Here is a 14,670-nt window from a genome sequence, read left to right as displayed (position 1 = left end):
AATCTAACTTTTGAGTTATATAAATATGGAGTTGTAAATACACTTGCATTTTTGCATAAAATTGTATCAAGTGGTAGACACCCTATTTCTTCTTCGTATATCTTAACTATTTTCTTATATGCTCTTATATTATAAAAGTAGCATATTATGAATAAAACAAAATCACATACAAAGGCATAAAGAAGAATTTCAATTATTACATCTCTATTTTGTATTAAATGATTTTTCATAAATGATGTGTTCCCCTACAATTTTACCAAAATCTTCACTATATTTTTCTGCAATTTTCCCTGATGCAATACTAACCCCAACTCCTGATACAAAACATAGAGCAGTACCGACTCCAGCGGCTTCTATCGTAGTAAACCCCAGTACCCACATACAAAGCGCATTTGCAGCACGACCAGAAACCAATCCTGCAAGCATACTGCCTGTCTGCTTGAATCCAAATTTACTATATTCAGTAATGGCAGCCTTTCTGCAAGCACTTTCGCGACCTTTTGAACAAGCATCATAAACATTTGACGTGTATCCGGCTAAATCTAAACCTATACCAACAAAGCCAACTGTTTTCATTAACTTCATTAGTTTTGCTGAGTTCTCAATATATGTAGCATATCTCTCAATATTATCTACGCCAGTTTTATCCCATTGATGCATAATTGAACTTGTAGATAAACCCAAAGCTTTTTTAATGCTATTATATTCTTCCAGATTAAGATGGGTTTTAGAAAATTTGTTTAAAATAGTATCTAACTTTTTAAACAGTCTTGCTCGTTGACCAAAAAATTCTTCCCCTGAAATAATACCTTTGTTATACGTATATGTGTTTTTATATAGTTCCTGAATTTCGATTAGTATCTTATTAATTTCTTCATAGTAACTTTTACCGACTTCGCTAATATATCCCAAACCATCACCAGCTTTACCTAAATAATCACCGAAAAGCTGATACGAAAATGCGTCTACGGCCCCTCTGTTATCATGCAGTAACTTTGCTTCCTGTAAAGTAAGAGATTCAAGAGCGTTATCAATTCTGTCACGCGCTTTTTGCAATGTCTCAATCTGTTGTTGATCTTGCTTTGCAGGATCAACAACAATCAGAATCGAACCGGGTTGTTTTTTCATATCAGGATTGAGCTTGTGATATAGCTCGCGGGTACCAGCGGGGGGATTAATGAAAAACCACGGTTCGTAAGATGATGGTGTGGCCCCGTAGGGCAATACGCAAAACCCCGCATCTACAGGTGCGCGAGGCAATTTATCCTCTTTAACCGGACAGGACGGCCCAAGTGCTACAGTAGACGGTTTTGGTGTACTCTGAAGCGTTTCAGATACCACTCTTTGAGTTGCCGACTTCGGCACAGAACGGATTTCGTTCTCATATCCGTATCTCATATTAGAAATGGAATTAATAAACCGACATTTATACGGGCATGTTCCAATACTATGCGCTGTTCCGGCAGCCTGCACACCATGGATAAAATAGCCCGGCTGTCCTCCCACTATATGATAAACCTTCCCGTCCGTACCACATATGTATTTATCACCAACTCGTGCCGTTGGTTGTCCGTGGATTAGATGATTACTACAACCCGTAATAATAGTCCCACCGCAGGTTGTTTTATCCCCTCGCCTTAAAAAATATGCAACACCCATACGAGCCTCGATTAAGTAAAAACTCCAGGGTACGATCCAGAACTATTTATTCTTTTATTTTTGTGCTGAGATTCTCATTAATGAAAAAAATCTGGATTCTATTCTCTTTAAAATTCATGGCGAAAATGGATTATTTAGAAAGCATCTAAATAAAAAATGGACTACAGCGCCTTCCCTTATCAATAATCTTACTGATTTCACTAATACCGTTTTTTGTTAGTAGAAACTGTCACAGTCTTCTCACTTCAACGTCATTGTATGCTCCTCACGAATATAATCATATCTGTCATGGTGTGTTTTCCCAATAAGTTTATTAGCATGCTCATTCACACTATCCTTTTCATTTTCTATAAATAAAAAACGTTGATAATGTTTTAATGCTTCTTTTTATATTTCCCTGCGAGAAAGAAATAGCGTTTATCAGGAATAAAATCACCATCAGTGATAACTCCGAGCTTGTTCATCAGTTTTTTGTATTAGATTCTGGTCAATAATATTAAATATTGTAGGCCTGACCCGGCCTACAAAGACGATTATTTAGCCAACCAGTCGAGCATCCCCTGCGCGGCATGTCGGCCTTCTGCCATCGCCGTCACCACCAGATCGGCGCCGCGCACCGCATCGCCGCCGGCGAAAATTTTCGGGTTGGACGTCTGGTAACGAAACACGCTCTCGACGCTGGCGGCAATACGTCCCCAGTTATCCACCTTCACACCATGCGATTCCAGCCACGGCATACCGTGCGGATGAAAACCAAACGCCATAATGACCGCATCCGCCGGCATCACGAACTCGCTGCCCGGTACCGGAACTGGGCGGCGTCGCCCCTGACCATCCGGTTCGCCAAGCCGCGTACGCAAAAAACGAATACCGCTGACGCGCCCTTGCGTATCGAGCACCAGCTCAACCGGCTGAACGTTAAACTCAAAGTTAGCCCCCTCTTCCCGCGCGTTTTTCACCTCTTTTTTCGACCCCGGCATATTGGCCTCATCGCGGCGATAAGCGCAGGTGACGTTGGCAGCGCCATGACGCAGCGCCGTACGTACGCAGTCCATTGCGGTGTCACCGCCGCCCAGCACAATCACGTTAAGGCCCGCCGTATCAATAAACGGCGCATCAGGCGACGCCGGAAGCCCCATCACCTGTTTGGTATTGGCGATCAGGAATGGCAACGCATCGTACACACCCGGCGCGTCTTCATTCGGCAAATCAGCCTTCATGGAACGATAGGTCCCCACTCCGACAAACACGGCGTCATAGCTCTCCAGCAGTGTCTCCAGAGAAATATCTTTCCCCACTTCGCAATTAAGCTCGAAACGAATCCCCATCGCGCTAAAGATCTCCCGGCGTCGCGCCAGCAGAGATTTATCCAGTTTGAAAGCCGGAATACCAAACGTGAGCAAACCGCCGATTTCCGGATGGCGATCGTAGACGGTGGCGCTTACGCCATGGCGCGCCAGCACGTCCGCGCAGGCAAGTCCTGCCGGCCCCGCGCCGATAATCGCCACGCGCTTGTCAAGTTTCTGTACGTCCGACAAGTCGGGACGCCAGCCTTTGCTCAGAGCGCGATCGGAGATATAGCGCTCAATATTGCCGATGGTAACAGCCCCATACTCATCGCGGAGCGTACACGCGCCTTCGCATAGCCTGTCCTGCGGACAGACGCGCCCGGTAATTTCCGGCAGGCAGTTGGTCTGGTGAGAAAGCTCTACCGCCGCATCAATATCGCCGGCTTTCACCAGTTCGATCCACTGGGGAATGAGGTTATGCAACGGACAGGTCCATTCGCAAATACTGTGTTCACCGCATGTGAGGCAGCGGGCCGCCTCACACTCCGCCTGCGCGGCGCGAAACGGCAGATAAATTTCCTCAAAGGTCGTTTTACGCGCTTCAATCGCCAGTTTATCCGGTTCGCCGCGCGGCGGCGTCGCCTGCATACGCTCGGCTTTGCTGCTCGTTGTCCCACTGTGTTGTGTATCAACGCTATGCCAGGGGCGAATCTCCTGCCGGGCGGTACGCAGCCGTCGTGTTTTAGCCAGATGGGTCAACGACGCTTCGGTGACCAGTTGCAGCGCATCCGCCGGGCAATTTTCCACACAGGCCGGGCCATGTTCACGCCCCTGACACAGATCGCATTTATGCGCGCTGGCTTTGAACTGGTTTGGCGCGACGGGCGTCAATACCATCTGCATGGTGCCGAACGGGCAGGCGACGACGCAGGATTTACAGCCAATACACTTCTGCGCATTGACCTGCACGCTGTCGTTAATATGCGCGATCGCGCCGTTCGGGCAGCTACGGGCACAGGGCGCATCCTCGCAATGGTGACATGTGACCGCGCTGCGCTGGTGCTGATGTTTGATGACAGTAATTCGGGGCTGATAGCGCTGTGGAGTCAGGACATGTCGCTCATCATTGTGAGCCATTACGCAGGCGACCTCGCAGGCATGGCATCCCAGACACTGCTGGCTATTGGCCATAATAAAACGATTCATGGCGTCCTTCTGTTTTGGTTGCAAAAACCTTATTCTTTATATGAGCATTGTTATTAACTGACGAAGGCGGGGTCGGCAATGTTCATCTGCCCAGGAAGCACAACTATCTGTCCAGAACCTGTGGCAGATCAATTTATTTCATAGCAAATGAAATTGCGGTTCAGCTAAATGCGGGGAGTACCAGTGTGACGGTTAAACGCCCGGTCTCGGCCAGTCTGGCTAAGGCTTTTTTCTATATTGTGCTGTTGTCTATTCTGTCCACCGGCAGCGCATTACTGACGCTGACCAGCAGTTTACGGGATGCCGAAGCGATCAATATCGCCGGTTCGCTACGGATGCAGAGCTATCGGCTGGGTTACGATCTGCAAAGCCGTAGCCCGCAGATTAATGCGCATCGTCAACTTTTCCAGCACGCGCTCAACTCGCCGGTACTGCAAAATCTCAACGCCTGGTATGTGCCGCAGGCGGTGAAAAATCGCTACGCGCGCCTGCACGCCAACTGGCTGGAGATGAATAGCCGCTTACAAGACGGCGACATTGCCTGGTATCAGACCAATATCAACAATTACGTCGATCAAATTGATCTCTTCGTTCTGGCGTTACAGCATTACGCCGAGCGTAAAGTCATGCTGGTCGTCGCCATATCGCTGGCGGGCGGTATCGGCATATTTACGCTGGTCTTTTTTACTCTACGGCGTATTCGCCAACAGGTGGTTCGCCCGCTTAATCAACTGGTCACCGCCAGTCAACGTATTGAACACGGTCAGTTCGCCCCGCTGCCGCTGGATACCAGCTTACCCAATGAACTGGGATTATTGGCGAAAACGTTTGGTCAAATGTCGAGCGAGCTGCATAAACTTTACCGTTCGCTGGAAGCCTCGGTGGAAGAAAAAACGCACGATCTGCATGAAGCGCACCGTCGCCTGGAGGTGTTATACCAGTGCTCCCAGGCGCTGAATACCAGTCAAATCGATGTCCACTGTTTTCGCCATATTTTGCAAATTGTCCGTGAACATGACGCCGCCTGGTATCTGGAGTTAACCGTGGGCGATAACTGGCGGATTAGCGAAGGCGCGCAAAGCCCCGATTTGCCGATGCAAATGCTGCCGGTTACGATGCAGGACACGGTCTATGGCGAACTTCACTGGCAAAGCCCCAACGTTAATGCCTCCACGCCGCTGCTGAACAGCGTCTCCACGATGCTGGGGCGTGGTTTGTACTTTAATCAGGCGCAAAAACACTTCCAGCAACTTTTGTTAATGGAAGAGCGCGCAACGATTGCCCGTGAGCTACACGATTCGCTGGCGCAGGTACTTTCTTATTTACGTATTCAATTAACGCTTTTGAAGCGCGCCATTCCAGAAGATAACGCCGGCGCGCAAAGCATCATGGCGGATTTTTCCAGAGCGCTGAACGACGCCTACCGTCAGCTTCGCGAACTACTCACCACGTTCCGTCTGACGTTACAGCAGGCCGATTTACCCTGCGCATTACACGAGATGCTGGAAGATTTACAGAGTCAGACCCCGGCCAAACTCACGCTGGATTGCCGTTTACCCACGCTGGCTCTGGATGCGCAAATGCAAGTGCATTTGTTGCAAATTGTGCGTGAAGCGGTCCTGAACGCCATTAAACACGCCAATGCGAGCGAAATCGCCGTGAGTTGCGTCACCGCGCCTGATGGCGATCATACCGTTTATATTCACGATAATGGCATTGGTATCGGTGAACCGCATGAGCCTGCCGGACATTATGGCCTGAATATAATGCGCGAGCGCGCGGAACGGCTTGGCGGCACGCTGAATTTTTCGCAACCCTCCGGCGGCGGCACGCTGGTCAGCATCAGTTTTCGCTCCTCCAGCAAGGAAGAGAGTCAGTTAACGTAAAGAACGGCAAAGCGCCGGAAGGCCAGATGTCAGGCTTTCCGGCGTTGGCACAAAAAGTATGCTGTAAAAGCGCATGATAATTTACATTATCTCCTTTATTTCTCCACGTTTGGCTCGTAGCTTGCCGCTACAGTGAAGCAGTTCATACCTAATAACGATATGTAGAAACACGAGGTTCTCCTTTAATGGCGAATTTTTTTATCGATCGCCCCATTTTTGCCTGGGTGCTGGCTATCCTGTTGTGTCTGACAGGGGCGTTAGCCATTTTTTCTTTACCCGTTGAACAATATCCCGATCTGGCGCCGCCCAACGTGCGTATTACCGCGAATTATCCGGGAGCGTCGGCGCAAACGCTGGAAAATACCGTAACCCAGGTTATTGAGCAGAATATGACGGGTCTCGATAATCTGATGTACATGTCATCACAAAGCAGCGGAACCGGACAGGCGACCATCACGCTGAGCTTTATTGCGGGAACCGATCCTGATGAGGCGGTTCAGCAGGTGCAAAACCAGTTACAGTCCGCGATGCGTAAACTGCCGCAGGCGGTACAGGATCAAGGCGTCACGGTACGCAAAACGGGCGATACCAATATTTTGACCATCGCCTTCGTCTCTACCGACGGTTCTATGGACAAGCAGGATATCGCCGACTACGTCGCCAGTAATATTCAGGACCCGCTCAGCCGCGTTAACGGCGTAGGCGATATTGACGCTTATGGCTCACAGTACTCTATGCGTATCTGGCTCGACCCGGCCAAATTGAATAGTTTTCAGATGACCGCGAAAGACGTGACCAATGCGATTGAGTCGCAGAATGCGCAAATCGCCGTCGGGCAGCTTGGCGGTACGCCTTCAGTCGACAAGCAGGCGCTGAACGCCACCATCAATGCGCAGTCGCTGCTGCAAACGCCGCAACAATTTCGCGATATCACCCTGCGCGTTAATCAGGACGGTTCCGAGGTCAAACTGGGCGATGTCGCCACCGTGGAACTGGGGGCGGAAAAGTATGACTACCTCAGCCGTTTTAACGGCAATCCGGCTTCCGGTCTCGGCGTTAAGCTGGCCTCCGGTGCGAACGAAATGGCGACCGCGAAGCTGGTGCTGGATCGCCTCAACGAGCTGGCGCAGTACTTCCCCCACGGCCTGGAATACAAGATCGCGTATGAAACCACCTCCTTTGTCAAAGCATCGATTATCGATGTAGTCAAAACGTTGCTGGAAGCTATCGCGCTGGTTTTCCTGGTGATGTATCTGTTCCTGCAAAACTTTCGCGCCACGCTGATTCCGACGATCGCCGTGCCGGTAGTATTGATGGGCACCTTCTCCGTGCTTTACGCGTTCGGCTACAGTATTAACACATTAACCATGTTCGCGATGGTGCTGGCGATCGGGCTACTGGTCGACGATGCCATCGTGGTGGTGGAAAACGTCGAACGCATCATGAGCGAAGAAGGCCTCACCCCGCGTGAAGCGACGCGCAAATCCATGGGGCAAATCCAGGGCGCGCTGGTCGGTATCGCGATGGTGCTGTCTGCGGTATTCGTGCCGATGGCGTTCTTTGGCGGCACCACCGGGGCTATTTATCGTCAATTTTCTATTACCATTGTCTCGGCAATGGTGCTGTCGGTGCTGGTCGCCATGATCCTGACGCCGGCGCTGTGCGCGACCTTGTTAAAACCGTTGCGCAAAGGCGAGCAGCACGGGCAAAGCGGATTTTTCGGCTGGTTTAACCGTACCTTCAATCGTAATGCCGAACGTTATGAAAAAGGCGTAGCGAAAATTTTGCATCGCAGCCTGCGCTGGATTCTGATTTATGTTCTGTTGCTTGGCGGCATGGTGTTCCTGTTTTTGCGCCTCCCCACCTCCTTTCTGCCGCAAGAAGATCGGGGCATGTTCACCACATCTATCCAGCTACCGAGCGGTTCTACGCAACAGCAGACCTTGAAAGTCGTTGAAAAGGTTGAAAACTATTACTTCACCCATGAGAAAGACAACATTATGTCGGTCTTCTCGACGGTAGGTTCCGGCCCTGGCGGGAATGGGCAAAACGTTGCGCGCATGTTTGTCCGCTTGAAAGACTGGGACGCGCGCGATCCCACCACCGGCACCTCGTTCGCCATTATTGAACGGGCGACAAAAGCATTTAACCAGATTAAAGAAGCTCGCGTCTTCGCCAGCAGCCCGCCGGCAATTAGCGGTCTGGGCAGCTCCGCCGGTTTTGATATGGAATTACAGGATCACGCCGGAGCAGGCCATGACGCGCTGATGGCCGCACGAGATCAACTCATTGAGCTGGCAGGGAAAAACAGTTCCCTGACCCGCGTGCGCCACAACGGCCTGGACGACAGTCCGCAACTGCAAATTGATATTGACCAACGGAAAGCGCAGGCGCTGGGCGTGTCGATTGACGATATCAACGATACCCTGCAAACGGCCTGGGGGTCGAGCTACGTCAACGACTTTATGGACCGGGGCCGCGTGAAGAAGGTCTATGTCCAGGCGGCGGCGAAATATCGTATGTTGCCGGATGATATTAATCTTTGGTATGTCCGTAACAAAGACGGCGGCATGGTCCCCTTCTCCGCCTTCGCCACCTCGCGCTGGGAAACCGGATCGCCGCGTCTGGAACGCTATAACGGCTATTCGGCGGTAGAAATTGTCGGAGAGGCCGCGCCGGGCGTCAGTACCGGGACAGCTATGGACATCATGGAGTCATTGGTGCATCAGCTACCGGGCGGTTTTGGCCTGGAATGGACAGCCATGTCTTACCAGGAACGGCTCTCGGGCGCGCAGGCGCCCGCGCTGTACGCCATTTCGCTATTAGTCGTCTTCCTGTGTCTGGCGGCATTATATGAAAGCTGGTCAGTGCCCTTCTCAGTGATGCTGGTTGTGCCGCTCGGCGTCATTGGCGCGTTGCTCGCCACCTGGATGCGTGGGCTGGAAAACGATGTTTACTTCCAGGTGGGGCTGTTGACCGTTATCGGCCTCTCGGCAAAAAACGCGATTCTGATTGTGGAATTCGCCAACGAAATGAACCAGAAGGGGCACCCGTTGTTAGACGCCACGCTGCACGCCAGCCGCCAGCGCCTGCGTCCGATACTGATGACCTCGCTGGCGTTTATCTTTGGCGTATTGCCGATGGCGACCAGCAACGGGGCTGGCTCGGGTAGCCAACATGCTGTCGGGACCGGCGTGATGGGTGGAATGATCTCAGCAACCATTCTGGCTATCTTCTTTGTACCACTGTTCTTCGTGCTGGTACGGCGCCGCTTCCCGCTGAAGCCGCGCCCGGAATAAGGTATCGGGCAGCCTGATACGAGGTGTCGGGCACAAAAAAGGCGACTTTCGTTGAGTCGCCTTTTTTTATCCCCTATGGGAGCGCGGTGCCTTCCAGTAATTTATTTACGAAGCATAACTTCGATAAAATCTTTCCAGTTCCCCAGTTCACGTTCAATCATAATAGCCTCTCTTATTATTATGGGTATTCTACGTAGTTAGCGGTATAGAGAGAAGATCATTTAACCGATTGTTGCGATACCCTCCGGTTATGCTGTCTATGATATTACTATGGCGCTGTAGCCATAAATTTTATGTGACTTACTGCAATATTTTGCAATATCAATACCTTTTCTACTACTTTACCGAATAGGGTTAAAAAACAAACTATTGCATGCGCGCAAAATACGATTTGTCCAGCGAACCATAAGCACGCCACTTCTGGAACGTTTTGGAATCATTATTCACATTCACTCAACAATGTTATATTGATTGCCGATCAGTGCTGGATAAATAACCATTAACGGCCACACTTATTATCCCGCAGACGATACTATTGATTATTTATTCGAATTTCGCGTTAAAGGATTCAATATGATTACCCTCTATGGCATTAAGAATTGCGACACTATCAAAAAAGCGCGCCGTTGGCTGGAGGAGCATGGCATTGATTATCGTTTTCACGATTACCGAGTGGATGGAATAGACCTCCCTCTTCTTAATACCTTTATTGCCGAACTCGACTGGCAGCCTTTACTGAATACGCGCGGCACAACATGGCGCAAACTGGATGAAGCCGACCGCAGCAGGATTACCGATGCCGACTCCGCCGCCGCCCTCATGGCTGAGCAGCCGGCAATAATTAAACGCCCATTGCTCTGCGCGCCCGGGAAGCCTATGCTGCTTGGTTTCAGTGAATCCCGTTATCAGCAGTTTTTTGATGAGGTGTAGTCTATGTCGTGCCCGGTTATTGAGCTGACACAGCAACTTATTCGTCGCCCCTCCCTGAGTCCGGATGACGCAGGCTGTCAGGCATTAATGATTGAACGCCTGCGTAAAATCGGTTTTACCATTGAGCATATGGATTTTGGCGACACGCAAAATTTTTGGGCATGGCGTGGGCGTGGCGAAACGCTGGCGTTCGCCGGGCATACTGACGTCGTGCCGGCAGGCGATGTCGATCGCTGGATCAATCCGCCGTTTGAGCCTACGATTCGCGACGGAATGTTGTTCGGTCGCGGCGCGGCGGATATGAAAGGATCACTGGCGGCCATGGTGGTGGCTGCTGAACGTTTTGTTGCGCAGCATCCTCATCACCGGGGCCGTCTGGCGTTTCTGATTACCTCTGACGAAGAAGCCAGCGCGAAAAATGGCACCGTAAAGGTGGTTGAAGGGCTGATGGCCCGTAACGAGAGGCTGGATTACTGTCTGGTCGGCGAACCTTCCAGTACTGAAATTGTGGGCGATGTCGTCAAAAACGGGCGTCGCGGTTCTCTCACCTGTAACCTCACTATTCATGGCGTTCAGGGGCACGTCGCCTATCCGCATCTGGCGGATAACCCTGTTCATCGCGCCGCGCCTTTTCTCAATGAACTGGTCGCTATCGAGTGGGATCGGGGCAATGACTTTTTCCCGGCCACCAGTATGCAGGTAGCCAATATCCAGGCAGGCACCGGCAGCAATAATGTCATTCCCGGCGAACTGTTCGTGCAGTTTAACTTCCGTTTCAGCACGGAACTGACCGATGAGATGATCAAAGAACGGGTACATGCGCTGCTTGAGAAGCATCAGCTACGCTATACCGTAGACTGGTGGCTTTCCGGTCAGCCGTTCCTGACCGCACGCGGCAAGCTGGTGGACGCGGTGGTAAACGCCATTGAGCACTATAATGAAATTAAGCCGCAATTACTGACGACGGGCGGTACGTCCGACGGACGTTTTATTGCCCGGATGGGAGCACAGGTGGTAGAACTGGGGCCGGTGAACGCCACAATTCATAAAATTAATGAATGTGTGAATGCCGCCGATCTCCAGCTACTGGCCCGTATGTATCAACGCATTATGGAACAGCTCGTCGCCTGATGAGCGTTCCTGTAAGAGGAAATAAGCATGGACTGGCTGGCAAAATATTGGTGGATTCTGGTATTGGTATTTCTGGTAGGCGTACTGCTGAATGTGATCAAAGATCTCAAACGCATCGACCATAAGAAATTCCTTGCCAACAAACCTGAGCTGCCCCCACATCGCGATTTTAACGATAAGTGGGACGATGAAGACGACTGGCCGAAGAAAGATCAGCCGAAAAAGTAACCGGATATCATGCCGGAAAGGCACCGCTATCCGGCATAGTCCCCACCGCCGGGCATAACGTAGCGCAAACGCTGCGTTCGTTCGGCATCCAGCGCAATCAATGCTTGCGCCGCCTGCGCACGCTGCAACGCCAGTAGAGCTTTACGACCTGAAATGTGCAGCCGGACGCACAGTTCGGCATCGCTGGCTTTTTCTTCCAGCCGCCCTCTCAGCGCCGGCAATGGCAATGCGCTGTATTGCAGTAAACGATGCAGGCAACCTAACGACGTCAGTAGCGGGCGGTGCGCGAAAGCAAAACCAACCAGCTCACGCCAGTCTTCATCATTAAGCGCCCCGTCGCGTAACGCCGCCAGCGGTATCGCCTCGCCGTTCCACTGCGTCAGGATATCCGCATCGCGTCGCAAACGCCGGTGTTCCTGCTGCGCCAGCCGTTTTCCCGCGTCGCTCAGCGGCAATAACGCCATCGCCGTATAGCAACCGCTGCTCGCCTCCCGATGGTTGCCCATCCGTACCAGCACAAAGCCGCAGCGTTGCCAGAAGCGCCACAGCTCCGGCGTATAGCCGAAGCTGACGGAAAGATAATCACACTGCGCCGCCTGCACGCACGCGCAGGCAATCAACTGCTGACCGATGCCTTCACGCTGGCGGGCGGGGTGCACCGCGATACGGCTTACGCGACGCCCGACTAGCGTCGCGGCTAAAGGGTCGCTACCGTGCGCCGCCAGCGACTGCGCCACCAGATTTCCACGCGGACGCCGGAAACCGCACCATACCGCCCGACTGAGTTCTGCGGATAATCCGCCCTCTTCGACCAGCCAGAGGGCGCCCGCCACACGGTTATTCGCCGTGGCCTGCAAGAAATGCTGCCCTGGCGCATCCATCATTCGGCGCAGATCCAGCGGCGAAGTACGATAGTGCGCCCCCGACAGTAACTGATACACAGCCCGCGGCAACGCGGGCGTCTCCCCCCAGGCCTGCGGGTAAAACACCGAGATTGCTATCGTGCCATGCGGCGCCTGCGCAAACGATTCATCGTCGAATATCAGCGCCTCGCTGACGATATTTTCCAGCGGGCACCCAGGCGCCCAGCGGACAGGCTGACGAAGCGCAAAACGGTGAAGCTGCGGAAAACGGGCGCAAAACTTAAGTAAAAAACCGCGTCCGGTGCCTTCGTAGCCCTGAACGGTGGTGGTCAGTAGCGTACGAGGAAAGCGCGAAACCAGTTGCAGCAGCAGCGGCGCGGGTATTGCCGCCGCCTCGTCAACCACCAGCCAGTCGGCTCTTGCCCCGCTCTCCAGCAGGGCATCAGGCGCCATAAAACAGAACCTCCCGCCGGCAAACGTTGCCAGGATGTCCGTTGCCGCTTTCGCCGGCGCGGTCACGATAGCCGTGCCCGTCATCTGTGAGATGAATTGCCCGGCCAGCGCCGATTTGCCGCGCCCGCGAGCGGCAATCACCGTCGCCACGCCGGGCGGCATTTCAAGTAAACGCGATAAGATAGCCGCCTGCTCCGGCTGCGGCTCGCCGGTGGCCGCTCGCCAGCGTTCACGGGAAGGATAAGATGGCCAGCAAAACGGCTGGTGCTGTCGCCAAAGCAGCGTTTGCGGATCGCGGGAGAGAGTCCGTTTAAGATGCTGTGCAAACTGCGGTGTGGGGATAGGCTGCGCGCAGTCGCTCCAGCGCAGTGAATCGGTATCGGGCCTGCATTCCCATGCCTCATACGGCGGCATCAGCAGAAGCAGCCAGCTTCCGGCCTGCAAGGTCCCGCTCAGAGCGGCAAACGCTGCGGCGTCAAAGCCCTGCCAGGCATCAAATATCGCATGACGGAATTCACGGCCCAGCAGCGTTTGTAACGCCTGTGGCGTACAGCGCGGCTCTGCGGGCGCGTCAGGCGCGACCCACAGCCAGTCACCGGGCAGTGCAGCACGTATAGCCTCGGCCCGTTCCCGGCACCACGCCGTGTCGCCGCTGATGACCAGTAAACGGCGAATGCCTTCCTGTGTCATTTGCGACGTTAACGCCTGTAGCGCATCGATATCAGACATCCCTGCCCCGGTTTATCAAAAGTTTTTGCCAAACGTATTACATTGCGCCGGGTCGCCGCTGTCAAATCCACGCTTAAACCAACTGTAGCGCTGTTCTGAGGTGCCGTGGGTAAAACTATCCGGTATTACGCGCCCCTGCCCCTGTTGCTGTAAGCGATCGTCGCCGATAGCCTGTGCGGCATTGAGCGCCTCTTCCAGATCGCCCGCCTCCAGTACGCCTTGCTGCTGCATACTGTGTCCCCACACGCCAGCAAAGCAATCCGCCTGTAGCTCCATGCGCACCGAAAGGCGATTCACCTCCGTTTGCGACGCGTTTTGCTGCAACTGGCGCACCTTCGGCTCAATACCTAACAGTTTTTGTACATGGTGGCCGACTTCGTGGGCGATGACATAACCCTGGGCAAAATCGCCGTCCGCGCCCAGCTTATTTTTCATATCATCGTAAAATGAGAGATCAATATATACGGTGCCGTCCGCCGGGCAGTAAAACGGCCCCATCACGGACTGACCCGCACCACAGCCGGTGCGCGTCATACCACGGTACATCACCAGTTTTGGCTGCTGATAGCCGCGCCCCATTTTTTGAAAGAGTTGCCCCCAGGTATCTTCGGTCGTCGCCAGGATCACCGAGGTAAATTTTGCCGCTTCATCATCATTGGGGCTTATCGAACGCGTCGACTGCTGCTGCGAAACCGGCTGACCGGTCAACAGACCGGTTAAATCCACCCCATAGTACCCTGCGACCAACACCACCACCAACAGAATGATGCCGCCTTTCCCGCGCGGAAGACGAAAGCCAGGGCCACCCAGCGAGGGGCCGCCTGGCCGATTACGTCTGTCTTCTACATTGTTGCTTTCACGACGCCCTTGCCAGCGCATAATCACCTCATTCTCTCTTTGTTATACAGATGATCGTAGGCGGTCAGGCGCAGGATTACCACAGGTAAACACTATCAGAATGAGGAAAGGATGATACCGGAGAGCGGTTGCCCCCCGG

The 14,670-nt window shown here is 52.7% G+C and carries 10 protein-coding genes; 5 read left to right on the top strand and 5 right to left on the bottom strand.

Features of this window, described 5'->3' with window-relative positions; translation table 11 throughout:
- Nucleotides 1-204: 204 nt before the first annotated feature.
- On the bottom strand, nucleotides 205-1,659 hold the full coding sequence (locus AC3G3F_RS13685) for a PAAR domain-containing protein (RefSeq protein WP_488395162.1): 1,455 nt from the start codon (nucleotides 1,657-1,659) through the stop codon (nucleotides 205-207).
- Between the two features lie 533 nt (nucleotides 1,660-2,192).
- Nucleotides 2,193-4,154, bottom strand: coding sequence for a formate-dependent uric acid utilization protein AegA (aegA, locus tag AC3G3F_RS13680; protein ID WP_488395160.1), 1,962 nt, complete (start codon nucleotides 4,152-4,154; stop codon nucleotides 2,193-2,195).
- 185 nt (nucleotides 4,155-4,339) lie between these two features.
- Here aegA and narQ point away from each other — a divergent pair, with 185 nt between their 5' ends.
- Both narQ and acrD read left to right on the top strand, forming a co-directional pair.
- Nucleotides 4,340-6,040: a nitrate/nitrite two-component system sensor histidine kinase NarQ gene (gene narQ, locus AC3G3F_RS13675; protein WP_023245942.1), complete on the top strand. Its 1,701-nt coding sequence runs from the start codon at nucleotides 4,340-4,342 to the stop codon at nucleotides 6,038-6,040.
- Between the two features lie 185 nt (nucleotides 6,041-6,225).
- Nucleotides 6,226-9,339 carry a multidrug efflux RND transporter permease AcrD gene (acrD, locus tag AC3G3F_RS13670; protein WP_023245943.1) on the top strand — a complete coding sequence of 1,038 codons (3,114 nt, stop codon included), beginning with the start codon at nucleotides 6,226-6,228 and terminating at the stop codon, nucleotides 9,337-9,339.
- A 101-nt stretch (nucleotides 9,340-9,440) separates the two neighbouring features.
- Here acrD and ypfM read toward each other — a convergent pair whose 3' ends face one another.
- On the bottom strand, nucleotides 9,441-9,500 hold the full coding sequence (gene ypfM / locus AC3G3F_RS13665) for a protein YpfM (RefSeq protein ID WP_001386977.1): 60 nt from the start codon (nucleotides 9,498-9,500) through the stop codon (nucleotides 9,441-9,443).
- 412 nt (nucleotides 9,501-9,912) lie between these two features.
- On the opposite strand from ypfM, the gene AC3G3F_RS13660 reads away from it, so the two are divergent.
- The 3 genes from AC3G3F_RS13660 to AC3G3F_RS13650 are packed head-to-tail and all read left to right on the top strand — an operon-like array spanning nucleotide 9,913 to nucleotide 11,628.
- A complete protein-coding gene (locus AC3G3F_RS13660; RefSeq protein WP_023245944.1) occupies nucleotides 9,913-10,269 on the top strand; it encodes an ArsC family reductase in 357 nt (118 codons plus the stop codon).
- Between the two features lie 3 nt (nucleotides 10,270-10,272).
- The gene (gene dapE / locus AC3G3F_RS13655; protein ID WP_023245945.1) at nucleotides 10,273-11,400 is read left to right on the top strand and encodes a succinyl-diaminopimelate desuccinylase; all 1,128 of its coding nucleotides are present in this window, start codon (nucleotides 10,273-10,275) and stop codon (nucleotides 11,398-11,400) included.
- Nucleotides 11,401-11,427: 27 nt separating this feature from the next.
- The gene (locus tag AC3G3F_RS13650; protein ID WP_000383839.1) at nucleotides 11,428-11,628 is read left to right on the top strand and encodes a YpfN family protein; all 201 of its coding nucleotides are present in this window, start codon (nucleotides 11,428-11,430) and stop codon (nucleotides 11,626-11,628) included.
- Nucleotides 11,629-11,654: 26 nt separating this feature from the next.
- Here the strand turns inward: AC3G3F_RS13650 and tmcA are convergent, their stop codons facing one another.
- Together tmcA and ypfJ are read right to left on the bottom strand one after the other, a co-directional pair.
- Nucleotides 11,655-13,673 (bottom strand): tRNA cytosine(34) acetyltransferase TmcA, encoded by a 2,019-nt coding sequence (gene tmcA, locus AC3G3F_RS13645; protein WP_488395158.1) that lies wholly within the window; start codon nucleotides 13,671-13,673, stop codon nucleotides 11,655-11,657.
- A 15-nt stretch (nucleotides 13,674-13,688) separates the two neighbouring features.
- On the bottom strand, nucleotides 13,689-14,552 hold the full coding sequence (gene ypfJ, locus AC3G3F_RS13640) for a KPN_02809 family neutral zinc metallopeptidase (protein ID WP_023245947.1): 864 nt from the start codon (nucleotides 14,550-14,552) through the stop codon (nucleotides 13,689-13,691).
- Between the last annotated feature and the right edge of the window lie 118 nt (nucleotides 14,553-14,670).

This window comes from Salmonella sp. FC25216, from assembly GCF_057751355.1.
The sequence above is the reverse complement of the archived record's forward strand: the minus strand, read 5'-3'. Positions and strand labels throughout refer to the sequence as shown.